The organism is Actinoplanes campanulatus (assembly GCF_014647795.1).
Taxonomy (GTDB): Bacteria; Actinomycetota; Actinomycetes; order Mycobacteriales; family Micromonosporaceae; genus Actinoplanes; species Actinoplanes campanulatus.
In genome coordinates, this window is sequence record NZ_BMPW01000025.1 from 19,991 (window position 1) to 44,662 (window position 24,672).

The window sequence follows — 24,672 nt, forward strand, 5'->3', positions numbered from 1 at the left end:
GCCGTCGTCCAGGACAGGACAGGACGTGACCGACCAACGCCGGCTCAAGAAGCTGGTGCGCGAGCGTATGACGCGCACCGGGGAGTCGTACACCACCGCCCGCCGCCATGTGGTCCGGCCGGAGTCGCCCGCGTTGCCGAGCGGGCTGGTTCCCGGCTACGACACCTTCGGGCCCCGGCAGCACCGGCCCAGTTCGCTCGCCGTGCACCTGCTGCGCCAGGGCGGGATCGCGTGCTCGGAGGCGCTGGCGTGTGGGCTCGCCGGGGGTATCGGCTTCATGTACGCGGTCTTCGAGTACCGCGGCATGCCACCGATCCTGACGATCGTGGCACAGCACCACCCGGATCCCTGGATCACGTCGGTGCTGCGCCGGCTGCCACTCACCTTCACCGAAGCGCACAGTACGTCGACGCCGCGCGCTCTGGACGCGTTGCGCGCCGCCGTTGAGCGGGGCAGGCCGGTCTATGTGAGCGTGGACCAGGCGCGGCTACCCTGGCACAACGGCGAGGTGGCGCTCGCGACGGAGCCGTACGGTGTGGTGGTTGCCGGCATCGAAGGCGACGCCGTGCTCGTGGACGACTGCGCCGCGGTGCCCCACCGGCTGTCGGTGGACGAGTTCGCGGCGGCCTGGGCCGGGCACAGGAAGGGCCGGCACCACCGGATCGTGCTGGAGACCGTCGGCGCCGGCCGGCCGGATGTCGAAGGTGCGATCGCGACCACCGTCGCGCACCTCACCGGGCCGGTCCTCGGGCACAGCTTCGACGCGAACTTCGGCTTCTCCGGCATGCGCCGGTTCTCCGATCAGCTACGCGACGGCCGGACCAGGTCGGGATGGCAACGCAGATTCGGTTCGCCGGAGTCGTTCGGCATGGCGATGCGCCGGCTCTACGAGTGCCTCGAACTGTCGCACACGGCGCCGGGCGGCACCCGCCCGCTCTACGCGGACTTCCTGGACGAGGCGGCCGGCACCCTGGAACGGCCGGCGCTGTCCGAGGCGGCGAAGCTGTTCCGCGAGTCGGGCGCCCGGTGGTCGGCGCTTGCCGCACGGGCCGAGGCACACGCGGGCGAGTACGGCGAACTGTGCGAGCGCCGGATGTTGCTCGCCATGACCGGCGCCGACGTACGCGAGATCGACGAACGCATCGCCGGCCTGCCGCCGGTGCCGGACCTCGGCGCCGATGGGCGGGCGGTGTTGTTCGCCGAGATGGCCGACCTGGTCGACGCCGCCCACGACCTGGAAAGCCGCGCGGCGGGAATGCTCGCCGGCTGACACCGCAACGCAACTCCATCGACCGGAATCTCGTCGATATAGACGTCGGCGGTCAGTGGCATGTCCGGCTACGGATCGGGTGGCAGGGCGAACCCGGAACGCAGCCACACCTCGAACGCGGGCGCAACAACCTGAAGGTCGACTTCGCCGAGACCGCCCAGGTCGGCCCGGAACACCGGGCCGCCACCGTCGCACCTGAGGAAGAATCCCCGGTCGCCGTCCTGGCCGATCATGAGGTAGCCCGTGAGCCATTCGCCGATCTCGTAGGTCGTGTTGCGCTCCGGCAGGGATTCCCGGCAGTACACGTACACCCCGTCGGCTTCGACGTCGTCGGTGACCGACGCCAACCATCGCTGGTAAGCGGCATCCGTCCGGGAAACGAGTTGTTCGACCATCTCCACCGCCGGCTCCTACAGCATCTCGATGCGACCGTTTTCCAGTCGGTAGATCGCGCCGACGACGTCGACGCGACGGGCCGCGAGCGCCTCCTTCAAGTATGCGGCCTGCTTGAGAGTGGCCACTGTCCGGTGGATGTGGCTGCGTGTGGCCTTGCCGAGGTTGTAGTCGATCGGTCTGGCCGCCGGTATCGCGGGAGTGATCTGGTCGATCAGGAACTGGCGGCCACCGGCGGGCCGGCGTCCGGTGCGGACCGCCTCGTACGCGGCGGCTACCGCGCGGCAGTCGTCATGTCCGAGCACGACCACCAGCGGCACCTGTAGCTCGGTCACCGCGAACTCGACCGAGCCCATCACGGCGCGGTCCAGTACGTGGCCGGCGGAACGGGCGACACAGATCGCTCCGATGCCCTGGCCGAGCACCGTTTCCACCGGCACCCGGGCATCGATGCAGCCGACGACGACCGCGTAGGGCTGGGCGTCGACGCCGCCGTTGAAGACGTTGCCGGGATGCGCGGCTCGTGACGTGAATCGGGCGTTGCCCGCGCGCAGACGGGCCAGCGCTTCGACCGGGTCCGGCCGGCCGTGGTATCGCGCCACCTGTTGCGGCGGGATCGGCGCGGCTGTCGGATCGGAGAACAACCGTCCCGGTTCCACAGAAGTGAGGATGACACGCCAGCCCATGGGTGGGAAGTCGGCCGCCTGGCTTCGGTCGCGGAAAGCCACGAGGCATTCATCGGGGTACGACCAGCAGGGTGGCGCCGAGTGCGCCGGCCGTGATGAAGAGCGTGGCCGCCGCCGTGAGCAGGACCGCGGCCCTGCTGCGGCGTACCAGTGAGGCGAGGTGGACACTGGCGCCCATGCCGAACAGGGCGACGCCGAGCGAGATCGTCTGAAGTGTGCCGATCCAGTCGAGCGCCGGCTGCGGTACGACGCCCGCGCTGCGCAACCCCGCACAGGCGAGAAAGCCGAGGACGAACAGCGGGATCAGCGGCGGGCGTGCGGTCTCGCCACCGGTACGGGGTGAACGGATCCGGCGCAGCGCGCTCACGCCGGCGACGACCGGGGCGAGAAGCAGTACCCGGGTGAGTTTGACGACGACCGCGACGGTGACGACGGCCGCGCCGGCCGGGCTGGCAGCGGCCACTACCTGGCCGACCTCGTGTACCGCCGCGCCGGTCCACACGCCGTACTGCACGTCGTCGAGACCGAGCGGCGAGCGCAGCAGCGGAAACACCGTCAGCGCGATCGTGCCGAACAGAGTGATCATCGCGATGGCGGTGGTGACGTCCTCCTCGTCGGCTTCGGCGGCGTCCTCCATGGCGGCGATGGCCGCCGCGCCGCAGATCGCCACACCGGTGCCGATGAGCAGGCTGCGCGGCCCGCCCAGGCGCATCCGGGTGCCCAGCCAGGTGGTGCCCACGAGGGTGGCGAGCAGCGTGCCGGCGACCGCGGCGATGACGGGTGCGCCGAGTGCGGTTATCGCGTCGATCGACACCGAGAAGCCGAGCAACATCACGCCTGTTCGCAGCAGCCGCTTGGTGAGCCGGCCGAGGACGGCTCGGCCGCGGCGGGGCAGCAGGTTGAGGTTGGCGGCCGCGACGCCGAGGGCGACCGCCCAGGTGAGCACGCCGATCTGGGGCACGATCCGGTGGGCGAGCAGCGCGCCGCCGAGGCCGGCCGCGGCCACCAGCAGGCCGGGCGCGAGACCCGGCTGCTGGTGGCGGACGGCCGGGGCCTGGGCGGCCACGTCCGTCGCGGTCAACGACCGGCCAGTTCGCGCTTGAGGATCTTGCCGGTCGCCGTCATCGGCAGCTCGTCGACGAACTCGACGATGCGGGGGTATTTGTAGGACGCCATGGTCTCGCGGCACCAGGCGATCAGGTCGCCTTCGGTGACCGCACCGGAACGGATCACGAAGGCCTTGACCTCCTCGCCGTAGCAGGAGTGCGGCACCCCGACGACGGCGGCGAGGGAGACCGCCGGGTGGGTCAGCAGCACCTCCTCGATCTCGCGGGGATACACGTTGAAGCCGCCCCGGATGATCATGTCTTTGGCGCGGTCGACGATGTAGTAGAAGCCGTCCGCGTCCCGGCGGGCCAGGTCCCCGGTGCGGAACCAGCCGTCCCGCATCACCTCGGCGGTCGCCTCCGGCCGGCGGTGGTAACCCTTCATGATGTTGTGGCCGCGGATGGCGATCTCGCCGATCTGGTCCGCACCCTCGACCGTCTTCCCTGCGGCGTCGATCAGTTTCACCTGGACACCCCAGATCGGTACGCCGATGGAGCCGGGACGGGGATCGCGTTCCGGGTCGCTGAAGGTGGCGACGGGTGACGTCTCGGACAGGCCGTACCCTTCCAGGATCTGTACCCCGAACCGTTCCTGGAACTGGTTGATGATCTCCACCGGGAGCGACGCGCCACCCGAGACGGCCACCCGCATGGTGCGAGCGATCTCCGCCACGTCGACACCCTCGTGCAGCGCGCCGAGCAGGCCCCAGTACATCGTCGGCACCCCGGCGAAGAAGGTGATCTTCTCCCGTTGCAGCAGCGCGACCGCCTGGTCCGCCTGGAACCGTGGCAGAAGCACCAGGGTCGAGGCGACCGCGAAGCCGGCGTTCATCTGCACGGTCGAACCGAACGAGTGGAACAGCGGAAGCGTGATCAGATGCCGCTCGTGGTCGGTGGCGAGGTTGCCGAACAGGCGGTTGCAGGTGAGCGCGTTGAACACCAGGTTGCCGTGCGACAGTTCGGCGCCTTTGGGCTGTCCGGTCGTTCCGCTGGTGTAGAGGATGACCGCGGTGTCGGTCTCGTTCGTGGCCACCGTGTCGAAGGGGCCGGACCGGCCGGCGAGCGCCTGGCCGAGGGTGCGGGCGCCCTCGATCGGCGAGGCCGCCGCCGGGTCGGCCGTGATGAGCAGGAACCGCTCGCAGCCGGGCGTCTGCTGGAAGCCGGCGAACCCCTCGGCGCCCATCGGCAGATCGGCGGTGCCCTCGAAACACAGGTATGCCGTGGCCTGCGAGTCTGCCAGGTGATAAGCGATTTCGCGGCCTTTGAGAAGCACATTCAGCGGTACGACGACCGCGCCCGCTTTGAGGATGCCGTAGTAGACGATCGGGAAGTACGGCAGGTTCGGGCAGGACAGGGCGACCCGGTCGCCCGGCTGGACTCCCAGGTCCACCAGCAGGCCGGCCACCTGATCAGCGGCCCGATCGACGTCGGCGTACGACAGCCGGGTGTCGCCGAGCACGACCGCGTCGCGGTCCGGGTGCCGTCGGGCGCTGTCTTCCAGCAGGGTGGCGAGGTTGAGGATCATTGCAGCGCCTTTGCGTGGTCGAGTTCGGTGATGAGCGGCCCGGCTCCCGGCCAAGGGCCGTAGCCGGATGCCGGATTGAGATGGCCCACGGTGCCGAGGTCGTGGTGGCGGCTGCCCCAGGCGCCGGCGAGGGCCCGCACCCGTGCCGGATCTCCGAGCGGGTCGTCGGAGCTGGCGGCCACGATGCTGGGGAAGGGCAGCGGCAGCCGGGGTATCGGTAGCCAGCCGTGGTCGGCCAGGGTGGACAGCGAGGGGTAGACGGCGGGTAGTGGCGCCGCCAGGTCCGGTGGGGTGGCCAGGAGCGCGCCCCGCACCTGCCGGGCGGTTCCGGGATGGCGGGCGGCCCAGTGGACGGTGACGATCACGCCGGCGCTGTGCGCCACGATGACGACCGGTTCGCCGGCCGTCTCGACCGCGAGTTGTAGTGCCGTCACCCGCTCGTCCAGGCTCGGATTCTCCCGTCCGAGCGGTGTGACGGGCCGAACGTTCGCCAGGCTGCCGGCGAGCCTGGTCTGCCAGTGGTCGGGTACGTGCCCGCGGAGCCCGGGCACCGTGATGATCACCGCGCCCGGGCCGGGTATCACGCGGTGTCCCCGTCCCGGGCCTCGGTGGCCGTCGCGGGTTCGAGGCGCCGGATGCTGGACGGGTAGGCCTGGCGTCCCGCGATCAGCAGGACGACGGCGATCACCGCTGCCAGTGGGACGTATCGCATGGCGGTTTCCAGGCCGAGGCGGTCGGCGAGGGCGCCGGTCACGAGCGGTCCGGCGGCGAGGCCGAGCACGTTGTTGAAGAGGGTGAGTGTGCCGAACGCGGTGGCGCGGATCGATTCGTGGGTCAGTCGGGCCACCATCGCGCCGGTGGGGCCGGTCGTGCCGGCGGCGAAGAAGCAGCCCAGTGCGAGCAGCAGCATCTGCGCTCCGCCCGGTTGTACCGCGAAACCCGCGCCGAGGAGGATCAGGGTCAGGGTCGCGAAGACGATGGCGGTGGTCCATTTGCCGGTCGGCCGGGTCTGCCCGACACGGTCGGTGATCAGGCCGCAGACGACCATGCCGGCTCCGATGATCAGGATGAACAGGGCGGCGACCTTGGCGGCCCGGTCCGGCGCCATGTCGTACGCCCGGTTGAAGTAGCTGGGCAGCCAGGCGAACAGTGAGCCGGTGATGAACAGTTGCAGCCCGCCGCCGAGGTAGGCGAACACCACCGCGGGGGTGGAGAACAGTGTGGTCAGGCGGGCGCGCCGCTGTCCGGCCGCCAGTGCCGGGCCGGTGTCGGCGTTGTCGTCGACCCTGTGCGCGGCCAGTTTGCGTTCGTTGATGGTCGCCAGGTAGAGGCCGGCGAGGACGAGTCCGAAGATGCCCATGGCCGCGAAGGCCCAGCGCCATCCGAACTGGACGGCGAGCACGCCGCCGAGCGCGACGCCGAGGACTGATCCGAAGGAGCCGGCGGCCATGAAGGCGCCGGTGAGCGAGGCCCGCCGTCGTGCGGAGAAGACCGCGAGGACGACGGCGAGGCCGACACTGCCGTACGCGGCCTCGCCCACACCGATGAACAGGCGGGCCGCGAGCAGGTGCCCGTATCCGGCGGCGAGGGCGCAGCCGAGTGTGGCGAGGCTCCAGACGACCGCCATGACGACGATCGACCTCACCCGTCCCCAGCGGTCGCCGACCAGCGACAGTGGGACCGCGAGGATGCCGACGGTGAGGGCGACGATGCTGGTCAGGCTGCCCAGTTGGGTGTCGGTGAGCCCCCACTCCTCTTTCAGGAACGGGAACACCGCCGACAGGACCTGCCGTGACATGTAGTCCGACAGCAGGAGCCCGAAGGTGAGGGTGAAGACGACCCACGGGAAGACCCGGGAGACCCGGATGGAAGGTGTGGCCGGCGGCGCGACATCCGCGTTGACGGGCATGGCCATGATCGCTCCAAGACTGAGCCAGGGGAAGGTGGTATGAGTACCAGAAGGGGTGAAGGCGTGGGGTACCGCGCAGCGCACCCCACGCGAGCGGATCAGGGCTGCGAACTCAGGCGTGGAAGGTGAAGCCGAGCTGTCCCGGCTTGCGGTTGGGCGGGTAGCCGAGCTTGGCCAGGGCTTCGTCGGCGCTGTCCCAGTACTCGCCGATCTTGTAGATGTCGCGGGCTTCCTTGCCGTCGGCCACCTTACGGCCCAGCTCCCCGGCGATTCGGACCAACTGCTCGACCTGCCGGACGGAGGTCATCTTCTCGCCCTTGGCGTACCAGAGGTTGTCCTCGTTGCCGCAGCGGGTGTGCAGGCCCATGGCGATGCCCATGGTGTTGATCGGCAGCACGGCGCGCATGATCGATTCCAGGGTCAGGCTCGCGCCGTCCGGCACGCGCCGGATGAAGTCCATCATGGTGTACGGGTTCGGGCCGTCGAAGCCGCCACCGATCGCCACCCAGCTGATGTTGAGCGGGCCGGTGTAGACGCCCCGGCGGACCAGGCGCTCGACGGTCTCCAGCTGCGCACTGTGGGCGAGCTGGAAGTGCGGCTGGATGCCGGCCGCACGCAGCCGCTTGAGGTGCTCCTCGACCCAGGCCGGCTCGGCCGGGACGACCATGTTACGGAACGCCTCGTGCAGCGCGGGCCGCTCGAACGACGTGCCGGCGATGTCGTCGGCGGTCATCAGCTCGACGATGTTCATCTGGCTGGTGTTGATGGCGATGGTGACCTGGTCCGGGGCCGGGTCGAGGGTGGTCAGCAGGTGCCGGGCCTCGTCTTCGAGCCACTTGGCCGCCTCACCGTCGTTCTCCGGGGTGAAGGAGATCGACCCACCGATCTGCAGAATCATGTCGGGTACGGCGTCGCGCAGCCGGCCGAGCAGCTCGTTGAACATCGACATCCGCTTCGAGCCCTTGCCGTTGAGCTCACGCACGTGGATGTGCAGCACGGTGGCGCCCGCGTTGTAGCAGTCGACCGCGGCCTGGACCTGCTGGTCCATCGTCACCGGAATGTCCTCGGGGAAGTCGCCCGGCTCCCACTCCGGCCCGTAGGGGGCGGCGGTGATGACCAGCTTCTCCTGGGTCTCGGGCCACAGCGAGTCGTCAAGGAAATGCATGGGGGGTCTCCAGTCCAGGGGAAGAGGGGGCTCAGAACGTCTTGTCGCCGATGACGCCGGCGCGCTCCATCTTTCGTACGGCCGGCCAGTAGTCCTGCACGGCGTAGTGCTGGGTGCTGCGGTTGTCCCAGATCGCGAAGCTGTTCTTCGTCCACCGCCAGCGCACCTGGTACTCGGGAACGGCGGCCTGACGGATCAGGTAGTTGAGCAGTTCGCTGCCGCCGGGGGTGTAGTCGAAACCGAACCGCACGTTCGCCGGCGTGTGGAAGTTGGTGAAATGCGTGGTGAACGCGTTGACGAACAGCACCTTCTCCCCGGTCTCCGGATGGGTACGGATCACCGGGTGCTCGGCGTCGGGGAACCGCTCGTGCAGGGCGAGCCGCTGCTCGACCGGCATGTTCGCACCGAAGCTCGCCTCGATGCTGTGCCGGGCCCGCAACCCCTCGACCCGGGCCTTGACCTCCTCGGGCAGCCGCCGATAGGCCTCGGCCATGTTCACCCAGATCGTGTCACCACCGACCGGTGGGCCCTCGACCATCCGCAGCACACAGCCCATCGGCGGCGCCTCCCGCCACGTCGCGTCGCAGTGGTAGGCGTTCTCGTAGTGCTCGGCCGGGCTGTCCAGGTCCTTGTAGATGCGCACCAGGCCGGGATGCTCGGGGTCACTGCCGGCCACCGGGTGGTCTTCGAGGGGCCCGAACCTCTCCGCCAGCGCCACATGCTCGGCCCGGCTGATGTCCTGATCCCGGACGAACAACACCTTGTACCGCAACAACAGCGACCTCAGCTCGGCGAACAGGTCACTGTTGCGCGAGACCTCGCCGAGGTCCACGCCGCGCAGCTCGGCGCCGATGTGCACCGTCAACGGGTGCACCTCGAACGAGCCGGTCGGCGTTGCCACCGGCTCGACGTCCGGATCGATGGTGTCCTGCATGGGATTCCTCCGGTGGGTAGAGGGAACGTCAGTCGACGGTGAAGACCGAGGAGCCGATGCTGCGGCCGGCCTCCAGGTCCCGGTGCGCTTGAACCGCCTGTTCGAGCGGGTACCGCTGGTTGATCTGCACTTTGATGCGACCGGCCGCGACGTGCTCGAACAGCTCCCCGGCCAGTTCGGCACGCTCGTTCTCGTCGGCGATGTAGTCGGCCAGCGCCGGGCGGGTGACGAACACCGAGCCGTGGATCGCCAGCTGCATCGCGTCGATCGGCGGCACCGGGCCGGACGCGCTGCCGAAGCACACCAGCAGCCCGCGGCGGCGCACCGACCGCAGCGACTGCTGGAACGTGGTCGCGCCGATGCTGTCGTAGACGACCGGCACACCCGCGCCACCGGTCAGCTCACGCACCCGGGCGGCCACGTCCTCGCGCGGGTAGACGATGGTGTGCGCGCAACCGTGCGCCCGGGCGACCTCGGCCTTCTCCTCGGTGGAGACCGTGCCGATCACCTCGATGCCCAGCAGGCTCGCCCACTGCGTGAAGATCAGCCCGACACCGCCGGCCGCGGCGTGCAGCAGCACGGTGTCCCCCGGCGCCAGCGCCGCGATACGCCTCAGCAGATAGGCCGACGTCAGACCACGCATGGTCATCGCCGCCGCGGTCTCGAACGCGATGGCACCCGGCAGCCTGATCAGCGAAGCCACCGGCATGACCCGGCAGGTGCTGTACGCGCCGAGCGGGCTACCGGTATAGGTCACCCGGTCACCGGCCACGAAGCCCGCGACACCCGGCCCGACCGCCTCGATCACACCGGCCGCCTCCACACCCAGGCCGGCAGGCAGCTGGGCGGGGTAGAGCCCACTACGGAAGTAGGTGTCGGCGAAGTTGAGACCGACCGCGTGATGCCGTACCCGAACCTCGCCCGGACCCGGCTCCCCCACCTCGACCGGCTCCCACCGCATGACCTCCGGCCCGCCGGATCGGTAGAAGCGGATGGCCTTCGCCACGGGTTACCTCCAGGGGTGGGTGCCGGCTGGTCTCACAAACGGCGCTCGCAAGAGGCGAACGAACCGTGATACGGGCAACAGTAGGCGTGATGCTCGCCACATGCTTTACTCAGCGGGACATATTTCTTGCCCCAGCGGGACATTACGGAGGGATGTTTGCGACCTTCTATCAGATATGCGACGTTGAGTGGCTATCTGCAGCTCGCTCAATCGTTTGACATCGATCCGGAAGCCCAGATGCTCGCCGTCGACCTCGACCCGGCGGATCTGGCCACCCCCGACAAATGGGTACCGGCAGTCCGCGTCGCCCGCCTGCTGGAGCTGTCCGCCCGAGCTTGCGGGCACACCGATTTCGGGCTCAGGCTGGCCGAGTACCGTCGGCTGTCGACGCTGGGCCCGCTGAGTCTCGCCCTGCGCGGGGAGAGCACCCTGCGTGACGCGCTCAGCCTGCTGATCCGCTACGAACACACCTACAACGAGGCGATCCGGATCCGGCTCGTGGAGGCCGAAGGGCTCGCGTCCGTCCGCCTATGGTTCGAGATGGGCGAGCCGGCACCCTCCGCCCAGGCCGAGGAACTCGCGGTCGGCGCCCTGCACGGCATCGTCCGCGAGGTCGTCGGATCCCGGTGGCAACCACTGGCGGCATGTTTCACGCACGACGCCCCGGACAACGTCGACACCCACCACCGGCTGTTCGGCGGCCGCGTCCACTTCGGCCACGACTTCACCGGCCTGGTCTTCTACGCCAAGGACCTCGGCGCGGCGAACATACTCGCCGGCGCGGAACCGGTCAGCCACCACGACGAAATGTTCGACTCGCTGGCCGCGCCACGAGGCGTCACCACCACGGACCGGGTCAGGGACCTGGTGGAAGTGTTGTTGCCGACCGGCCGCTGCGGCGCCGAAGAGGTGGCGCACAGCCTGGGCATGGACCGGCGGACCCTGCACCGGCACCTGGCCGCCACCGGGCAGACCTTCACCTCGACGGTGGACCTGGTCCGCGCCGGGCTGGCCGAACGCTACCTGTCCAACAAGCGCTACCGGCTGACCGAGATCTCCGACCTGCTGGGCTTCGCCGCCCCCAGCGCGTTCACCCGCTGGTTCCGCCGCCGATTCGGCGACAGCCCGAGCAAATGGCGGGCACGCCGCACGGAGCTGCCGGCCGGCTGATCACCCCTCGAGAAAGTCCGTCGTACGGACGACGCCGGTCGGCAGCAAGCCGCCGGCGACGAAGTCACCCTGCGGCTTTTCGCTGTCCCGCGGCCGACTGTTCCGCGACCGGCGGACCAGTTCGCTGCTCTGTCAGAGGCCGAGTCGGACCGGCTGGTCCGGTGTCCCCGCGGCAAGAAGGGCTGTCAGAGGTGTGGTGAGGTCGCGGGGCGAGAACAGCTCAGATCCCGTATAAGCAGCGATCTCCGCGAGGTACCACCACCGGAACCCGGCCAGGTTCTCCTGCGCAGCGAGTTGGTCGTCGGTCATCTCACCGCGGGGCTGGAAATGGGTCGTACGGATGAGGAAGTAGTCGTTGATGATGCCGCCGGCGCCCGGCGCGTGGTCGGCGGCCAACACTTCCTGGTGCCAGACGTGCGGTGGATCGGCGGTGATCGCCAAACCGGTCTCCTCGAGCAGTTCACGGCGCAGAGCCGTCAGCTGGTCCTCACCGGGTTCTATGCCGCCGCCCGGGGCCGCCCAAACGACCTTCGCCTCCTCGGGCACCGCCGGGTGCGGAAAGACGATCGCCGGCGAGCCGGTGTGAACAGCGAAGGGCGTCCCGGCTGCTGGATCATCGCGATCCGGGACGCCCTTCGCTGAGGGAACGACGGGTCACGGCCAAGCAACACCCGCTCCTGCCACCATCCTCCGCCAATTGCAAAGTTCTTGCAATAAGGGGCGGGCCTGCCGGCTCATCGAAACGTGGACGGGATCTCCGGTCGACGTCGAGCCGGAGGAACGCGATGCTATCGGCTGGTTCACCGAGGATGAGCTGGGGAAACTGGCCTTGGCCCATGACGGCGAACTCGTGACCTTGGTAAGGAGCTTGCCGAGCATCGTGCCGGACCAGGGCCGCCATTGACTTGTCGCAAGTCTTGTCGCAACATAGCGAGACAAGGCTTGCGACAAGATGGGGAGGCCGCCATGCCGAGGAAGGTACGCCCGACGGAGCTCGCGATAGCGCGTCTGTGGTTGGACGGGCGCGGCCTGGCCGACGTCACGCCGATACCGATGCTGGCCGCACGCCTGACGGTTCGGCGGCGTGCGCGGCTGGGCGCTGCCATCCTGCCGGCTGTGTTCCTCTGCGCAACCGCCCTCGTCTACGTCTCCGCCCTGCCGATCCGTCCCGCGGATGACGGGCTCGGGACGCAGCAGCGCTGGGCGCTGGTGGTGCTGACGGTGCTGACTGCCGGGTTGGTGCTGGGCCTGTCGCTGCTGGACCGATGGGTGCGGCGGGTCGATCAGCAGGCCGGCGCCGGTTTACCGCGGCGGGCGGCCCATTCCGTCCGGCCCGGCTGGCGAACCGTGCTCGGCGTGCCGCGGGCCACATTGCTGGCCGTCACGTACGCGGGCGCGGCAGTGCTGGCGATCGCGGCCCTGACCGTGCGCGACGGCGCCGCGAGATACGCGGCGGTCATCCTGCTCATCGGGCTGTGCGGGGTCGCGGCCGGTACGGCCGTCCAACTGCGCCACGTGCTCACCCACCCGGTGGTGGCCGACGACGAGGGCTCACTGAAGGCCGACTTCCTCATGCGCGTCGAGGACGCCCGCGAGGTGGCCGTACCGACCGTGGTGTGGTCACTGCCGGTCGTGTCGGTGTTCGACACCGGGCTCGATCCGTGGAACTCCGGCTGGCTCGTCTTCATCATCCTGAGCGTCATCGCGCTCGTGCTGATCACGGTTGGGGACGGACGGCGTGCCCTGGCGGCCCAGCGCGCCCCCAGCGCCCGGTGAACCGCATGATCGTCATCGACTCGGCCTCACCCGTCCCACCGTTCGAGCAGCTCCGCGCCCAGCTCGCCGGGCAGATCCAGGACCGCACGCTGGCCGTGGGCACCCGGCTGCCGACCATCCGCCGGCTGGCCGCGGACCTCGGCCTGGCGGTCAACACGGTCGGCCGGGCCTATCGGGAGCTGGAGGAGGCGGGGCTGATCGAGACCCGCGGCGCGGCGGGCTCGTTCGTGTCCGCGGCCGGTGAGCAGGGCCGCGAACGGGCCCGCCGCGCCGCCGCCGAGTACGCCGCCGTCATCACCAGCCTCGGCATCGACACCACCGAGGCCGTCCGCATCGTCCAAGCGGCCTTGACCCAGAGTGTTCCAGAGGTCGGCTGAAGGCCGGGAGGACCTCCATCTCCTAATCCGAGCCAGCCGGATGATTCCCCGGGGCGTCATCGGACGCCGCACTCGGGCCGGCGCCGAGGGCCGGAGCCGATGGGGCCGTCCCGTGCCGGCCGCCATGCTCGGCTACCGCCCCGAGCGCGGTCGCCACTGTGCTCGCCATGACCGATGCGGAAGCCCCCGACGCCCCGGCCGAGGCATGCAAGGACGTGGCCGCCGCTGAATCCTTCGCCGCGGATGGCGGCTTTGCGCCGGTCGCCCGCAGCGAAACCACCCGGGACAGCGCGTCGAACCAGAACGGCGCCCCCAGCATCAACAGCAGAGCGGTGGCCAGCCAGCCGGCGACGTGCGACGTGGCCCACATCGGGTTGTCCCAATGGGTACCGCTCTGCCAGCCGACCGGCATGCCGATTCCGGCCACATCCTGAACGGCTTTCACGCTGTCGTCGATGAGGTCGTCCGGTGACGTGCTTTTCGCGGCGGCCTGCTCGGCGGCATTGAGCGCAGCCTGCCGGATCGACGGTTGTTGCCAGAGAAGCTGCGCCAGGTGGAAGATCGACACGTTGCCGGCTACCGCCATGACCAGGCTGACGGCGAACAGCACGCCGGTGGCCCACCGCTTGTAGGCGCCGCTGAGCCGGCTCATCGTTTCGTCGTACCAGCTCTCGATGGCCGCCTTCTTTTCGACGCTGAGCCCCTGGCGGTCGGCCTTGAGCATGGCCAGCCGGGCGTTCAGGCCCCTGACCGGCGCCTCGGTCGCCTGGTCGGTCAATTCGTCGATCGCATTCGCGAACGACTTCGCGGAGAGGTAGGCGGGGCCGGCAGTGGTTCGGAAGAGGCGCCGCCCGCGGGAGGCCGCGATGGTCGCGCTCTGGTAGATGGTGGTGTCCTTGAACCTCTCCAAGGCGTTCTGCGCGTCCTTGTCGAAGGTGGGGCTGCCACTGAGCATCTGCCCGATCGTCTCTTCGAGGTCTTTGGAGCGCTTTCGCAGAAGCCGCGAGACCCCCTCGACGATCGCTGAGGCGAGTGAGGACAGGACGAAGAGCACCAACGTGAGCCCGATCGCGGTTTCCAACGCCTGTGAGCCGAGCATCGGCGTTCCTTCCCTGTGCCGTGGGACGTCCGTGCCCGAGGGTTACCGAACCAGCTTCGAGCATTCCCACGCTAGAAGGCGCGTGCTGACCGCCTGAATCGAATGCCCCACCGGTCGTTCCGGCGGGTGATCTTGACGTCCCCAGAACCACTGAAGCTGCGACGCCAACACGCACTTATGAGGCGCGACCCCACCGGCGCAGCAGCCAGCCGGCGATCGGAATCACGATCAACGTGCCGATGATCGCGCTCAGGATCCCACCCCAGTCGAAGATGTCGTCGTCGCCGATACCGAACCCGAGGGTGAAGATGACGTACCCGACCATTGCGCCGGCCAGGCCAAGCCCCACCGAGACCAGCCACGACGCCGGTCCGCTCATCTTGCGGAAGGCATCGCCCGGCATGAGCACTCTCGCGATGACGCCAGCAATGAAGCCGAGGAACAAAGCTCCGACCATACGGCCACCTTTGCCCTTCCACCGCCACGCCCGCATCATCCGCGAGGGATGATCGTTCAGACGTCCCCGGTAGCGCCGGATCTACGAGTCAGGATGTGCTTGCCGGCCACACCCAGGCGACCGGGCGATGACCAGCAGGAGCGCTATCTCGATCAGGGTCCCTCGTGATCTCTTTGCTCGATCGGTAGGGGTGGGCGCATGCGATCAGCGGACGGAACCGGCGGCGCCACGGTACGGCGCCTGCTGGTGGTGGGCGGACCGGGCAGCGGCAAGACCACCTTGGCGCGCTCCTTGGCGGCCGCGCTGGGGCTGCCGCATCATGATCTTGACCGGGTGGCCTACAGCCCGCCCGCCGGCGGGCCGGACGCGCCGTTCGGGAAGTGGGCTCGGGTCCCTGACGATCAGCGCAGGGAACGCGCCGCTTGCCTGGCGGCGACCGACGGCTGGGTGGCCGATGGCCTCTACGCCGGCTGGACCGCCCCGCTGCGGGATGCCGCTGACGTGATCCTCTGGCTGGACCTGCCGGCCCGCATCACCGCCTGGCGTGTGCTGAAACGAGCGATCGAGCACCGACGGCACGGTGGCCGCGACTGGGATCTGCGCTCCGTTCGCCGCGTTACGCAGGGCGCGCTCAGCTACCGGCGCCGTCCGGAGGGGACGGCCGATAAACTTCGGGAACGAGACGGCGCCAACAGCAGCCGGACGCTGGCAGCCTTCCTCCAGCCGGTCAACGACCGGGTTCTCCGCTGCCACAACTCCGGCGCGGTTCGCCGGGCCGTCCGAAAAATCACGCTACGCCAACCTTGAGCGCCGCTTCTGCGCATTCCTCACCGGCACGCGGCCAGGAACTCAGTCGTCGAATTCCTCGTCTTCGTCGTCGTCCGGGACCATCTGCCACTCGCCCGGCAGCCGCTCCCGCACCGCCTGCACCGCTGCCGGTGTCCGGCCATGGACCGACAGCCACGTGTCTCCGTGATTCCGCAGCAGCACATCAGGACCGGCGAACCAGCGGACCCCTGGCCCGTCCATCCCGGCCCAGAATGGGAAGACGGGCAGCGGCAGGCGCGCGAACGCGGCATTCACCACCGCGTTCGCGGTGTCGTCCAGCTCCAGGTCGTCGACGTTGCGTTCGTCGGCTGAGAGCATCGCCTCCGCCATCACCATCTCGACGAGCGCCAGCGAGAGCCGATCCGAGTAGGGAACCCAGCCGTCTCCGATGTTCATCACGACCGGAGGATCGTCCTGGCCGATGCCCCGGCCGGACACGCCCCACGACGCGCAGCCTTGGGCCTCCACCCGGAACACCAGGACGCCATCGGGGTCGACCTCGAGGCTCTGTGGCGGCACCAGGCTGTCCTGAGTGGCGGTCAGATCCCTCCGACGGCCGAACAACAGATAGGCCTCACGCAATGCGGCCGGCAGCGGGAAGCCGATCCGGTCCTCGCCCACCTGTAGCAGGGCTGCGTCGATGCCATCGCCCTCGACCACCGGACGACCGAACGCCGCGGTCAGCGCCCGGACGAAATCCCACCCCCGGTGCCGATCGCCTGCGCAGAGTTCGTCGAGACCGTCGAACATGCCGATGACCATACCGACACCCAGCTCACTCGCCCGAAAGATGGGATCGGTGAGGGTGGGTATCCCGGCCGGCTATCCGATGCTGGTGGGCCTCCACCACCGGCGACCTGACCACGGCCGGTGGAAGCGGATCACGTCGGCGTGCTCTTCGAGGGCGTCTGATCCGGATCGGACACCGTCGGCGAGGCTGGTCGGGGGTCGGCGAGCCGGGCGACGAGCAGTTCGAGCTGGGCGGCGTACCGCTGGTGAAACTCCGGCGAGTCGGCGGCGAGGCCGGTGAACTGGCGGGCGACCTGCGGCACCACGGTGGGCGCCAGGACAGCGCCGAAGAGCACGAGCATCACGTACGCCGGGTCGAGGTCGGCGGCGATTTCGCCGGCCTCCTGGCGGCGCCGCAGGTCGTCGACCATGCCGGCGAAGATCGGGTCGTCGGGCATCGGCTCGGTGTCGGTGAGCCCGCTGAAGGCGAGCAGGCGAGCGCCGGCCCGGTGCTCCACGTTCAGGCGCAGGAAGTCGGTGACCACCTCGGCGAGAGGGCGGTCGGCCGAGGTGGCCGGGCCGCTGATCGTCTTCCAGCGGTCCTGGAGGGCGCGGAACAGTCCCTCCTTGCCGTCGAAGTAGTACGAGATCAGCTGTTGGTTGACACCCGCTCGCCGGGCGATCGCGCTGATCCGGGCCCCCGCGTAGCCGTGTTCGCCGAACTCGATCTCCGCCGCTTCGAGCAGGCGCTCGCGGGTGCGCTCGGAGTCCCGCTTGCGGTCCGGGCCGCGCGGGGAACGGCGAGGTGGGTTCACGGCGATCACCGTACCATCTGAATTATTCAACCATCTGTTTGACTAAGTCACGCGCAAGGTTGAAACTGGCGTCATGACGAACTTCCACGTACTGGTGATCGGCGCCGGCATCGGCGGTCTCGCCTTGACCCAGGGCCTGCGCCGGGCCGGGATACCGGTCACCGTCTTCGAACGCACCCGAACCCGCACCGACTGGTTGCAGGGCTACCGCATCCACATCAACCCGGCCGGCAGCCGGGCCCTGCACGACTGCCTGCCTCCCCCGGCCTGGCAGCGTTTCCTGGACACGGTCTCCACCGTGGGCGGCGGCTTCGGTTTCGTCACCGAGCATCTGCGGGACCTGCTTCGATTCGCGGAACACGAGATCACTCCGGACGCCGGGCCGGCCGACGCCCACCACGGCGCCAGCCGCATCGGTCTCCGCGAGGCGCTGCTCACCGGGCTCGACGACGAGGTGCTCCACCTGGGAGCCGAGTTCGAGCGCTACTCGATCGCGCCCGACGGGCGCGTCACCGCACACTTCGCCGACGGCAGCACGGCGACCGGCGACCTGCTGGTCGGTGCCGACGGCGCCAATTCACGGGTACGCGGTCAGCTCCTGCCCCACGCCCGGCGCGTCGACACCGGCGTCCTCGCGATCGCCGGCAAGCACCGTCTCCCCGCCCCCGACCTGCCGACGGTCCTCGTCCGGGACACCAACATGGTGATCCCGGCCGGGCGCGGTTCCCTGTTCACCTCGGTCTGGCATCCCGACCGGGCCGCCGCCCCGGCTGACACCGCCGGGGACTCGTTGCTGCTCGACACCTCAAGCGCGTACGCCATCTGGGGTTTCGGCGATGCCACCGCGACGTTCCCGCCCGGCGTGACCGATCTGCCCGGCCCGGATCTGCGGGATCTCGTCCTGGAACGCACGGCCGGCTGGTCGACCGGGCTGCGCCGGCTGGTCGAAGGCTCCGACCCCGCGACGATCAACGCGATCCGGGTGCGCAGCGCCACCCCGGTCGGCCCCTGGGAGACCGGCCCGGTCACCCTGCTCGGCGACGCGATCCACAACATGACCCCGATGGCCGGCATCGGCGCGAACACCGCCCTGCGCGACGCCGACCTCCTGCGCCGCCGGCTGATCGCGGCCGGCCGGGGCGACCTTCCACTGCACCGGGCGGTCAGCGGCTACGAGGAGGAGATGCGCGGGTACGGCTTCGCCGCGGTCGCCCAGTCGCTGCGCAACGCCCGGATGACCGCGTCGGGCGGTCGCGCCGGCCGATACGCGTTTCGCGCGGTTCTTCGGACCGTGCACGCCATCCCGCCGCTCAGGCGCAGAATGGCCACCGGCCTGGGCTCATAGATCATTCATGCTGATCAGGTGACGTTGACGTGGCTGGACGAGCCGACTGTGGACGCGTTGCGTGCCGCGCTGCGCATGGTGGCGCCGGATCTCGCTGACGGCGTGATCGTGCCTCGAGGGCTGGAGCCGAGCGACGATCCGCAGTGGTGCGGTGCCAGCGCCGAGGTCGACGGCCGGTTCGTGGTGAAGTTCGCCTGGGCTCAGCCGCCCGCACGGCGGATCTGCTATCAGGTACGGCTGTTGGACGTGCTGCGAGTGGCAGTGCCGTGGCTGCCGCTGCCCATGGTGGTGGCCTCTTCCCGGAGTCCGGCGATGCTGGTGACCCGCCGGGCGGCCGCGATGCCGTTCTTCGACATACGACGTCTGATCACGCCGGCTGATCGGCCGACGGCCGCGGGTGATCTTGCGGCGATCCTGGCGGGCCTGCACGATCCTGAGGTTCTGGTGGCGGTGTCCGCGGCCATCGGCCCGTTACCCGGGCCGATGGCGCCTGCCTCCACGGACACCCTTCGTGCCCGATTCGGGGCACTGATCCGTTCCGATCAACGGGAGCGGGTGTCGACCTGGTGTGACTGGGCCGATCGGGCCCTCGCGACGCCTGGGCGGACCGTTCTGGTACACGGCGACTTCCACGGCGACAATCACCTCTGGGATCGCGAGTCGTTGCGGCTACGCCTTGTCGTCGATTGGGAGACCGCGGGAACCGGCGAACCCGAGTTCGACCTGCGGTGCCTGCCCGGGGACTGCGGTGTCGAACTGTTCACCGCGACGGTGGCTCAGTACGAGCGGGTGTCCGGCACGACGTTGGACACGGACCGGATCATGGCGTGGCACCTGCGGACCGTTCTGGGTGATGCGCTGTGGCGGGCGGAGGCCGGGGTCGCGTTGCCCGACCGTCGCACGCCGGCGCAATGGGTCGATGATCTGGAAGCCCGGTTCACCGCTCTTGGAACATTCGGTTGATCGGGTCGATTCCGAGGTGCCCACGATCGGCTGGTAACGTCATCCGATCACCCCAAAAGCACCATATCGACTCTAGGAGTGCAGCAGTGGCGCGGATCCTGGCCGAGATCTCCCGCACCTTCGGTGAGTACCTTCTCCTGCCCAACCTGACCGACGAACGCTGCACGCCGGGCAACATCGATCTGTCCGCGCCGCTGGTCCGCCACCGAGTAGGAGAGCTTGCGCCGATACGGGTCGCTACCCCGCTGGTCAGCGCCATCATGGGGGCCGTCTCCTCGGTGGAGTTGGCGATCGCGCTGGCCCAGGCCGGTGGTATCTCGTTCATCCACCAGAACCAGCCGATCAGCGAGCAGGCCGGCATGGTCGCCGCGGTCAAGCGGCACAAGGCCGGCTTCCGGCACAACGACGTCAACATCAAACCGTCGGCGACGCTCGACGAGGCCGACACGCTCTTCAAACGGACCGGCAGCGATGTGATCGTCGTGACCGATGACGGCAACCCGTCAGGGACCTTCCTCGGGCTGATCACGACCCAGGACTTCAACTTCATCCGGCATCGCCGCGACGAGGTGGTCGACTCCCGGATGCGAACGGCCAGGGAACTGGTGACCGGGGCCGAGGGTATGTCACTGGCGGAGGCGAACTCCCTGCTCTGGGACTCCCGCCAGGACGTGCTGCCCGTCGTCAGCGCAGACGGCCGCGTCACCGCTCTGGTCCACCGCCGCGACGAGGCGTTGCACCACAAGTTCAGCAACGAGACCGTCGACGCCGCCAAACGGTTCCGGGTGGGCGCCGGCGTCAACACCCACGACTACCTCGAGCGGATCCCGGCGCTGGTCGAAGCCGGCGCCGACGTCCTGTGCCTCGACTCCTCCGACGGCTACTCGGTATGGCAGCAGAACGTCCTCGCCTTCGTCCGCAAGGAGTACGGCGACGCCGTCAGGATCGGTGCCGGCAACGTCGTGGACGGCCGCGGCTTCCGATTCCTCGCCGACGCCGGCGCCGACTTCGTCAAGGTCGGCATCGGTGGCGGCTCGATCTGCATCACCCGCGACCAGAAAGGCATCGGCCGCGGCCAAGCCTCCGCCCTCGCGGAAGTCGTCGCGGAACGCGACGCCTACGCCGAGGAGACCGGCATGTACGTTCCACTGTGCTCTGACGGCGGCATCATCCACGATTCCCACATGGCCATCGCCCTGGCCTTCGGCGCCGACTTCCTCATGCTCGGCCGCTACTTCGCCCGGTTCGACGAGAGCCCGACGAACAAGGTGAAACTCGCCGGGCAGGTCGTCAAGGAGTACTGGGGTGAGGGCAGTTCCCGGGCCCGTAACGTCGCCCGGTACGGCCAGGGCAAGGATCTCGCCTTCGAGGAAGGCGTCGATGGATACGTGCCCTACGCGGGCAGCCTGTACGACAACGTCACGGTCACGCTCGCCAAGCTCCGATCCACCATGATCAGCTGCGGCGCGATCAGCCTCCGGCAGTTCCACGACACCGCGCGGCTCGTGCAGGTGTCCCAGCAGACGTTCGTGCAGAACTCCGAAGAAGTCCAGCGCAACGAACGACCGACGGTCGCCTGACCTCACGGCGGGGCGCCGGCGTCGCCGGCGCCCTGACGGGATGTCAGCCGGTGATCTCCCGGTTCAGCAGCGGCTCGCCGCTGTGGAGCACCTGACGGAAGTCCGGGCCGACGATCGGTGCGAGGTCGGGGATGACCTCCTCGACGGTACGGCCGAGCTGGTCGGCGTCATCGTGCCCTGTCAATCGGCGGCGACCGGCCACGCTTGAGAGGGCGGTGAGGGAGATCGGCTCCATCCGGAGCACGTTCCGGTCCTGCTTGCGGTCAGGGTGGCGGCCGGGCCGCAAGTCACCGGCCACCGATTACTTCATCATGTTCGCTTCTTCTGCCGGGGTTCGGAGGCCTCTCGTTGCGCGCACCATGCCTCGACCTCGGCGGCCAGCCAGATCTTGCCCTGACCGAGCTCGGCGACCGGGCGCGGGAAGTCGGCCCGGTTCGTGATCTGATACACCCGCTGACGGCTGAGCCAGCCCAGCCGAACCCGGATTTCATGGCTGCCGACCAGCTTCGGCTTTCGAGTTCCCATGAATATAAGAGTAGGCGCTGGACAAGATTCCTAGTGACAAGTTCACCCGCACCGGGGTCTAGGCATGAGTGGCGGCGAAATCAAGCCCGGTCTTGCCACGTCCTTGAGGTGGATCTCCCGGGTAACCTGCTTACCCGCCTCTTCGAACCTGGCTCGCGGTGGATTCGCTCGCGGACAAGGGGCCATCCACATCGACAACTAGGATCTTGGGCGTGCCCATCATTGATCTTGACCATCATGCGCAGGCCGGGCCGGGGCGGCCGTCTCGGCGGCACCTGCCGGCCTTGATCGCGCCGGCAGTCGGTTCCTTGCTCTTCGGCCTCACCGGGGAGCCGGAGGGCCCGGCGGGTACCGCCGACGAGACGAACGCATGTTCCTCAGTCTCGGCTCGCGGTGGTTCGCACGGAAGCGTCGTCGTGCTGGACTCCAAAACCGGCGAGATAGTGCGGATGATCCACTGCCCGGTGTGATCGTGTCGCCCGGCTCATCGTCGCCGGCTCCACTCCGCACGGCGACGTTGGCTGCCGCCCGGGGTTGTCACCGCCGAAGCCCGCGTCCTCGGCGGGTCCTGTGTGGGCTCTGCGGGCACGGTAACCGCACCCGCCCCCGCAGAGCCCGAGGCCGCCTCGCCTACGACTGCTACAGCAGGTAGCTGCCGGTGCTGGCTGACCCCACGTTGGTGTTGCCCGAGGTCCACGCCCAGCCCGTGGCGTATGACGTCACGCCCGCGTCGTTGAGCATCGGCGTGTAGCAGGAGTAGCCGCCGAGGCTGGCAACCCAGGTGAACGGAAGGCAGCTCTGGTAGGCGCCGTCGCTGTTCCGGTAGACCTGGGTGAGCCCTTTGGAGGAGTAGTAGGCGATGGTCCGCCCCCATACGGTGCGGCAGGCTGTGCTGTATCGCAGTTGGACGACCCCCACCTTCACACTGCCCACATAGATGGACGCCGAGCGGGGCGTGGTGGCGGTGCTGGCGCAGCCGGACGTCTCTGGATTCTGCCCGTCATACGGCGCGGCATACGACGCGCCGGGAGTCGCAATGAGTCCGGCTCCAGCAACGAACAGGACGATGAGAACGGAGCGCAGCAGTCGTGATCGGATCATCGATCCTCCATGTCTGGTCTGACTAAATCTGCTCCCCCCAAGGCTCTACCGCGCTGCAAATCGACGCAAGTAAATGGCTTTGCCATTCTTGTAATTGATCTCGCCCGGCTTGCCGGCCAACCCGGCACCCTGGTCTCAGCCCTTCGCAAGGACTCCAGGCAGCCACTGACCAGCACTGGCAGAAGACTCGACCAGGAATCCCGCCTGCCGAGGAACCCGAACCACGGCCGTCACGGCCCCACTCCGAATCGCCCAAGCCGGACATCCAGTACCGATTGTCGGGTATCTATCTCACAGTCAAGACAGACCCAATGGGACACGGACAGATTAACTGAGACGGGACAACAGCTTTCGTTCCCCGAGCCGACAGGCAACCGAGCACCCATTCCCGACGGCTGATCACCGTCGCCGGCTCCACGCGCGGTGCGGGGCTGCCCCGGTTGCTGTCGGATGGCAAGATCATGCCCCGTGATCGATGATCGCGCGAAGGACCACCTGTACGGCCGGCTCAGGTCGAAACGTCAGTCGCTGGTCCGGAAGCTGCCCAGGAAACCGCTGGCGGCTCGCCGCACACCGGGATTGCGCGCCCTGAGAAATCCTCATCCGGTGGAGGCATGCCCGTGAGGGCGGTCATCGTCGCGGCGGCAGCCGCGTTCGTCATCTCCCTGTTCGGCACGCCGATGGCGATCCGATTCTTCACCGCGCTCAAGGCCGGACAGCCGATCCGTTCCCTCGGGCTCGCTTCGAACGAGGGCAAGAAGGGCACCCCCGCGATGGGTGGCGTCGTCTTCATCGTGGCGACCCTCTGCGCCTACGTCACCGGGCACGTCGCGCTGACCACGCTGCCCGAGGCTCGGTGATCGTGTTCGTCTTCGTGATCACGGCGATGTCGAACGGCGTGAACCTCACCGACGGCCTCGACGGCTTGGCCACCGGCGCGTCGACCCTGGTGCTCGGCGCGTACGCGCTGATCGGGTACTGGCAATACCGGCACTGGTGCGCCGACGAAACGTACGCTCGCGCGAACGACTACTGCTACCAGGTTCGGGATCCCCTGGAAATCGCCATGATCGCGGCGGCAGCGGCCGGCGCCTGCCTGGGCTTCCTGTGGTGGAACACGTCCCCAGCGCGCATCTTCATGGGCGACGTGGGATCGCTCGGGCTCGGCGCCCTGATCGGCGGGCTCGCGGTGGCAACCCGCACCACGCTGCTCTCGATCATGATCGGCGGCCTGTTCTTCATCATCACGACGACCTGGGTGATCCAGATCGTCTCGTTCCGAACCACCGGCAGACGTGTCTTCCGAATGGTGCCGCTGCACCACCACTTCGAGCTGGCCGGGTGGAGCGAGGTGAACATCGTGGTCCGGTTCTGGACCGTGGCCGGTGTATGCGTGGCGGTCGGCCTGGGCCTGTTCTACTCGGACTTCTTGGCGGCCGTCGGACGCCCTTGATATGCGGGTCTGGTTGTCAATCCCAAGGAATCCGCAGGGGCGTCGCGTTGGCATGGTGAAGGATGGTCGCCGTGATGCTGACCTTCCCGTGCGTCTGCTGCGGGCATCTGACCATGAACGGGCCGCCCGGCTCACACGACATCTGCCCGGTGTGCTTCTGGGAGGACGATCAGGTGCAACTGTGCTGGCCCGACTGGGCCGGCGGCGCGAACTGGCCGTCATTGATCGAAGCCCAGGCCAACTTCAAGGCATTCGGAGCATGCGAGGAACGGTTTGTGGCCCGCGTGCGGCCGCCTGGCGATGATGAACCGCTGGATCCGAACTGGCGCCCCATCGACCTCGAACGAGACCACTTCGAGCGCCGAGGCAATCAAGAGGCACCGTGACGACCGCACTGTCTGTCGTGTCGTTCGCACGGCTCTTCCGTCTGACCGGATCGCCGAACACGACCGGGCAGTAC

General features: G+C 68.8%; 27 protein-coding genes and 1 pseudogene. 11 read left to right on the forward strand and 17 right to left on the reverse strand.

Annotation, left to right across the window (positions count from 1 at the left end; genetic code table 11):
• The first annotated feature begins 25 nt into the window (after window positions 1–25).
• The gene (locus tag IEZ13_RS37625) at window positions 26–1,270 is read left to right on the forward strand and encodes a BtrH N-terminal domain-containing protein (protein ID WP_183226396.1); all 1,245 of its coding nucleotides are present in this window, start codon (window positions 26–28) and stop codon (window positions 1,268–1,270) included.
• Between the two features lie 68 nt (window positions 1,271–1,338).
• Here the strand turns inward: IEZ13_RS37625 and IEZ13_RS37630 are convergent, their stop codons facing one another.
• From IEZ13_RS37630 to IEZ13_RS37670, 9 genes are all read right to left on the reverse strand, one after another.
• Window positions 1,339–1,671 carry a hypothetical protein gene (locus IEZ13_RS37630; RefSeq protein WP_183226395.1) on the reverse strand — a complete coding sequence of 111 codons (333 nt, stop codon included), beginning with the start codon at window positions 1,669–1,671 and terminating at the stop codon, window positions 1,339–1,341.
• 9 nt (window positions 1,672–1,680) lie between these two features.
• A complete protein-coding gene (locus IEZ13_RS37635; RefSeq protein ID WP_229795521.1) occupies window positions 1,681–2,391 on the reverse strand; it encodes a carbonic anhydrase in 711 nt (236 codons plus the stop codon).
• A 7-nt stretch (window positions 2,392–2,398) separates the two neighbouring features.
• The gene (locus IEZ13_RS37640) at window positions 2,399–3,430 is read right to left on the reverse strand and encodes a YeiH family protein (RefSeq protein WP_183226394.1); all 1,032 of its coding nucleotides are present in this window, start codon (window positions 3,428–3,430) and stop codon (window positions 2,399–2,401) included.
• Entirely contained in the window at window positions 3,427–4,980 is a 1,554-nt protein-coding gene (locus tag IEZ13_RS37645; protein ID WP_221246233.1) for a long-chain-fatty-acid--CoA ligase, read from the reverse strand. Before IEZ13_RS37645 ends, IEZ13_RS37640 begins: the two co-directional genes overlap by 4 nt.
• Window positions 4,977–5,564 (reverse strand): RBBP9/YdeN family alpha/beta hydrolase, encoded by a 588-nt coding sequence (locus tag IEZ13_RS37650; RefSeq protein WP_203834048.1) that lies wholly within the window; start codon window positions 5,562–5,564, stop codon window positions 4,977–4,979. Before IEZ13_RS37650 ends, IEZ13_RS37645 begins: the two co-directional genes overlap by 4 nt.
• On the reverse strand, window positions 5,561–6,895 hold the full coding sequence (locus tag IEZ13_RS37655; RefSeq protein WP_183226393.1) for an MFS transporter: 1,335 nt from the start codon (window positions 6,893–6,895) through the stop codon (window positions 5,561–5,563). Before IEZ13_RS37655 ends, IEZ13_RS37650 begins: the two co-directional genes overlap by 4 nt.
• A 106-nt stretch (window positions 6,896–7,001) precedes the next feature.
• Complete coding sequence (locus IEZ13_RS37660; RefSeq protein WP_183226392.1) at window positions 7,002–8,054, reverse strand: beta-keto acid cleavage family enzyme; 1,053 nt, start codon at window positions 8,052–8,054, stop codon at window positions 7,002–7,004.
• A 31-nt stretch (window positions 8,055–8,085) separates the two neighbouring features.
• Window positions 8,086–8,988, reverse strand: coding sequence for a TauD/TfdA dioxygenase family protein (locus IEZ13_RS37665; protein WP_183226391.1), 903 nt, complete (start codon window positions 8,986–8,988; stop codon window positions 8,086–8,088).
• 28 nt (window positions 8,989–9,016) lie between these two features.
• Window positions 9,017–9,994 (reverse strand): quinone oxidoreductase family protein, encoded by a 978-nt coding sequence (locus tag IEZ13_RS37670; protein ID WP_183226390.1) that lies wholly within the window; start codon window positions 9,992–9,994, stop codon window positions 9,017–9,019.
• Window positions 9,995–10,177: 183 nt separating this feature from the next.
• Here IEZ13_RS37670 and IEZ13_RS37675 point away from each other — a divergent pair, with 183 nt between their 5' ends.
• Complete coding sequence (locus IEZ13_RS37675) at window positions 10,178–11,164, forward strand: AraC family transcriptional regulator (RefSeq protein ID WP_260179693.1); 987 nt, start codon at window positions 10,178–10,180, stop codon at window positions 11,162–11,164.
• Between the two features lie 132 nt (window positions 11,165–11,296).
• Here the strand turns inward: IEZ13_RS37675 and IEZ13_RS37680 are convergent, their stop codons facing one another.
• Window positions 11,297–11,710: an NUDIX domain-containing protein gene (locus IEZ13_RS37680; protein ID WP_229795522.1), complete on the reverse strand. Its 414-nt coding sequence runs from the start codon at window positions 11,708–11,710 to the stop codon at window positions 11,297–11,299.
• Window positions 11,711–12,130: 420 nt separating this feature from the next.
• On the opposite strand from IEZ13_RS37680, the gene IEZ13_RS37685 reads away from it, so the two are divergent.
• Complete coding sequence (locus IEZ13_RS37685) at window positions 12,131–12,940, forward strand: hypothetical protein (protein WP_183226388.1); 810 nt, start codon at window positions 12,131–12,133, stop codon at window positions 12,938–12,940.
• 5 nt (window positions 12,941–12,945) lie between these two features.
• A complete protein-coding gene (locus IEZ13_RS37690; RefSeq protein ID WP_183226387.1) occupies window positions 12,946–13,317 on the forward strand; it encodes a GntR family transcriptional regulator in 372 nt (123 codons plus the stop codon).
• 22 nt (window positions 13,318–13,339) lie between these two features.
• Here the strand turns inward: IEZ13_RS37690 and IEZ13_RS37695 are convergent, their stop codons facing one another.
• Window positions 13,340–14,416, reverse strand: coding sequence for a hypothetical protein (locus IEZ13_RS37695; RefSeq protein ID WP_183226386.1), 1,077 nt, complete (start codon window positions 14,414–14,416; stop codon window positions 13,340–13,342).
• Between the two features lie 175 nt (window positions 14,417–14,591).
• On the reverse strand, window positions 14,592–14,861 hold the full coding sequence (locus IEZ13_RS37700) for a GlsB/YeaQ/YmgE family stress response membrane protein (RefSeq protein WP_229795523.1): 270 nt from the start codon (window positions 14,859–14,861) through the stop codon (window positions 14,592–14,594).
• A 210-nt stretch (window positions 14,862–15,071) separates the two neighbouring features.
• Here IEZ13_RS37700 and IEZ13_RS37705 point away from each other — a divergent pair, with 210 nt between their 5' ends.
• Window positions 15,072–15,680, forward strand: coding sequence for a P-loop NTPase family protein (locus IEZ13_RS37705; protein ID WP_183226385.1), 609 nt, complete (start codon window positions 15,072–15,074; stop codon window positions 15,678–15,680).
• A gap of 42 nt (window positions 15,681–15,722) precedes the next feature.
• On the opposite strand, the gene IEZ13_RS37710 is transcribed toward IEZ13_RS37705, so the two are convergent.
• Both IEZ13_RS37710 and IEZ13_RS37715 read right to left on the reverse strand, forming a co-directional pair.
• Window positions 15,723–16,451, reverse strand: coding sequence for a hypothetical protein (locus tag IEZ13_RS37710; RefSeq protein ID WP_183226384.1), 729 nt, complete (start codon window positions 16,449–16,451; stop codon window positions 15,723–15,725).
• Between the two features lie 131 nt (window positions 16,452–16,582).
• Window positions 16,583–17,245 carry a TetR/AcrR family transcriptional regulator gene (locus IEZ13_RS37715; protein WP_183226383.1) on the reverse strand — a complete coding sequence of 221 codons (663 nt, stop codon included), beginning with the start codon at window positions 17,243–17,245 and terminating at the stop codon, window positions 16,583–16,585.
• Between the two features lie 73 nt (window positions 17,246–17,318).
• Between IEZ13_RS37715 and IEZ13_RS37720 the strand changes: the two genes are divergently transcribed.
• From IEZ13_RS37720 to IEZ13_RS37730, 3 genes are all read left to right on the forward strand, one after another.
• A complete protein-coding gene (locus tag IEZ13_RS37720; protein ID WP_183226382.1) occupies window positions 17,319–18,590 on the forward strand; it encodes an FAD-dependent oxidoreductase in 1,272 nt (423 codons plus the stop codon).
• A gap of 18 nt (window positions 18,591–18,608) precedes the next feature.
• On the forward strand, window positions 18,609–19,553 hold the full coding sequence (locus tag IEZ13_RS37725) for a phosphotransferase family protein (RefSeq protein ID WP_203834050.1): 945 nt from the start codon (window positions 18,609–18,611) through the stop codon (window positions 19,551–19,553).
• 86 nt (window positions 19,554–19,639) lie between these two features.
• Window positions 19,640–21,133, forward strand: coding sequence for an IMP dehydrogenase (locus IEZ13_RS37730; protein WP_183226381.1), 1,494 nt, complete (start codon window positions 19,640–19,642; stop codon window positions 21,131–21,133).
• Window positions 21,134–21,176: 43 nt separating this feature from the next.
• On the opposite strand, the gene IEZ13_RS37735 is transcribed toward IEZ13_RS37730, so the two are convergent.
• Together IEZ13_RS37735 and IEZ13_RS37740 are read right to left on the reverse strand one after the other, a co-directional pair.
• A complete protein-coding gene (locus IEZ13_RS37735) occupies window positions 21,177–21,431 on the reverse strand; it encodes a hypothetical protein (protein WP_183226380.1) in 255 nt (84 codons plus the stop codon).
• 11 nt (window positions 21,432–21,442) lie between these two features.
• Window positions 21,443–21,658: a helix-turn-helix transcriptional regulator gene (locus IEZ13_RS37740; RefSeq protein WP_183226379.1), complete on the reverse strand. Its 216-nt coding sequence runs from the start codon at window positions 21,656–21,658 to the stop codon at window positions 21,443–21,445.
• 212 nt (window positions 21,659–21,870) lie between these two features.
• Here IEZ13_RS37740 and IEZ13_RS37745 point away from each other — a divergent pair, with 212 nt between their 5' ends.
• A complete protein-coding gene (locus IEZ13_RS37745; protein WP_183226378.1) occupies window positions 21,871–22,128 on the forward strand; it encodes a hypothetical protein in 258 nt (85 codons plus the stop codon).
• Window positions 22,129–22,297: 169 nt separating this feature from the next.
• On the opposite strand, the gene IEZ13_RS37750 is transcribed toward IEZ13_RS37745, so the two are convergent.
• Entirely contained in the window at window positions 22,298–22,759 is a 462-nt protein-coding gene (locus tag IEZ13_RS37750; RefSeq protein ID WP_183226377.1) for a DUF2690 domain-containing protein, read from the reverse strand.
• 620 nt (window positions 22,760–23,379) lie between these two features.
• On the opposite strand from IEZ13_RS37750, the pseudogene IEZ13_RS37755 reads away from it, so the two are divergent.
• Together IEZ13_RS37755 and IEZ13_RS37760 are read left to right on the forward strand one after the other, a co-directional pair.
• A pseudogene (locus tag IEZ13_RS37755) lies at window positions 23,380–24,212 on the forward strand (MraY family glycosyltransferase).
• Window positions 24,213–24,286: 74 nt separating this feature from the next.
• Window positions 24,287–24,598 carry a CPCC family cysteine-rich protein gene (locus tag IEZ13_RS37760; protein WP_229795546.1) on the forward strand — a complete coding sequence of 104 codons (312 nt, stop codon included), beginning with the start codon at window positions 24,287–24,289 and terminating at the stop codon, window positions 24,596–24,598.
• The last annotated feature ends 74 nt before the right edge of the window (window positions 24,599–24,672 follow it).

Excerpts from the sequence above, each read along its gene's own strand:
- IEZ13_RS37645 (WP_221246233.1), bottom strand. The coding sequence starts at position 4,980 with ATGATCCTCAACCTCGCCACCCTGCTGGAAGACAGCGCCCGACGGCAC.
- IEZ13_RS37655 (WP_183226393.1), bottom strand. The coding sequence starts at position 6,895 with ATGGCCATGCCCGTCAACGCGGATGTCGCGCCGCCGGCCACACCTTCC.
- IEZ13_RS37660 (WP_183226392.1), bottom strand. The coding sequence starts at position 8,054 with ATGCATTTCCTTGACGACTCGCTGTGGCCCGAGACCCAGGAGAAGCTG.
- IEZ13_RS37665 (WP_183226391.1), bottom strand. The coding sequence starts at position 8,988 with ATGCAGGACACCATCGATCCGGACGTCGAGCCGGTGGCAACGCCGACC.
- IEZ13_RS37685 (WP_183226388.1), top strand. The coding sequence starts at position 12,131 with ATGCCGAGGAAGGTACGCCCGACGGAGCTCGCGATAGCGCGTCTGTGG.
- IEZ13_RS37690 (WP_183226387.1), top strand. The coding sequence starts at position 12,946 with ATGATCGTCATCGACTCGGCCTCACCCGTCCCACCGTTCGAGCAGCTC.
- IEZ13_RS37695 (WP_183226386.1), bottom strand. The coding sequence starts at position 14,416 with ATGCTCGGCTCACAGGCGTTGGAAACCGCGATCGGGCTCACGTTGGTG.
- IEZ13_RS37705 (WP_183226385.1), top strand. The coding sequence starts at position 15,072 with ATGCGATCAGCGGACGGAACCGGCGGCGCCACGGTACGGCGCCTGCTG.
- IEZ13_RS37710 (WP_183226384.1), bottom strand. The coding sequence starts at position 16,451 with ATGTTCGACGGTCTCGACGAACTCTGCGCAGGCGATCGGCACCGGGGG.
- IEZ13_RS37720 (WP_183226382.1), top strand. The coding sequence starts at position 17,319 with ATGACGAACTTCCACGTACTGGTGATCGGCGCCGGCATCGGCGGTCTC.
- IEZ13_RS37740 (WP_183226379.1), bottom strand. The coding sequence starts at position 21,658 with ATGGGAACTCGAAAGCCGAAGCTGGTCGGCAGCCATGAAATCCGGGTT.
- IEZ13_RS37750 (WP_183226377.1), bottom strand. The coding sequence starts at position 22,759 with ATGATCCGATCACGACTGCTGCGCTCCGTTCTCATCGTCCTGTTCGTT.
- IEZ13_RS37760 (WP_229795546.1), top strand. The coding sequence starts at position 24,287 with ATGCTGACCTTCCCGTGCGTCTGCTGCGGGCATCTGACCATGAACGGG.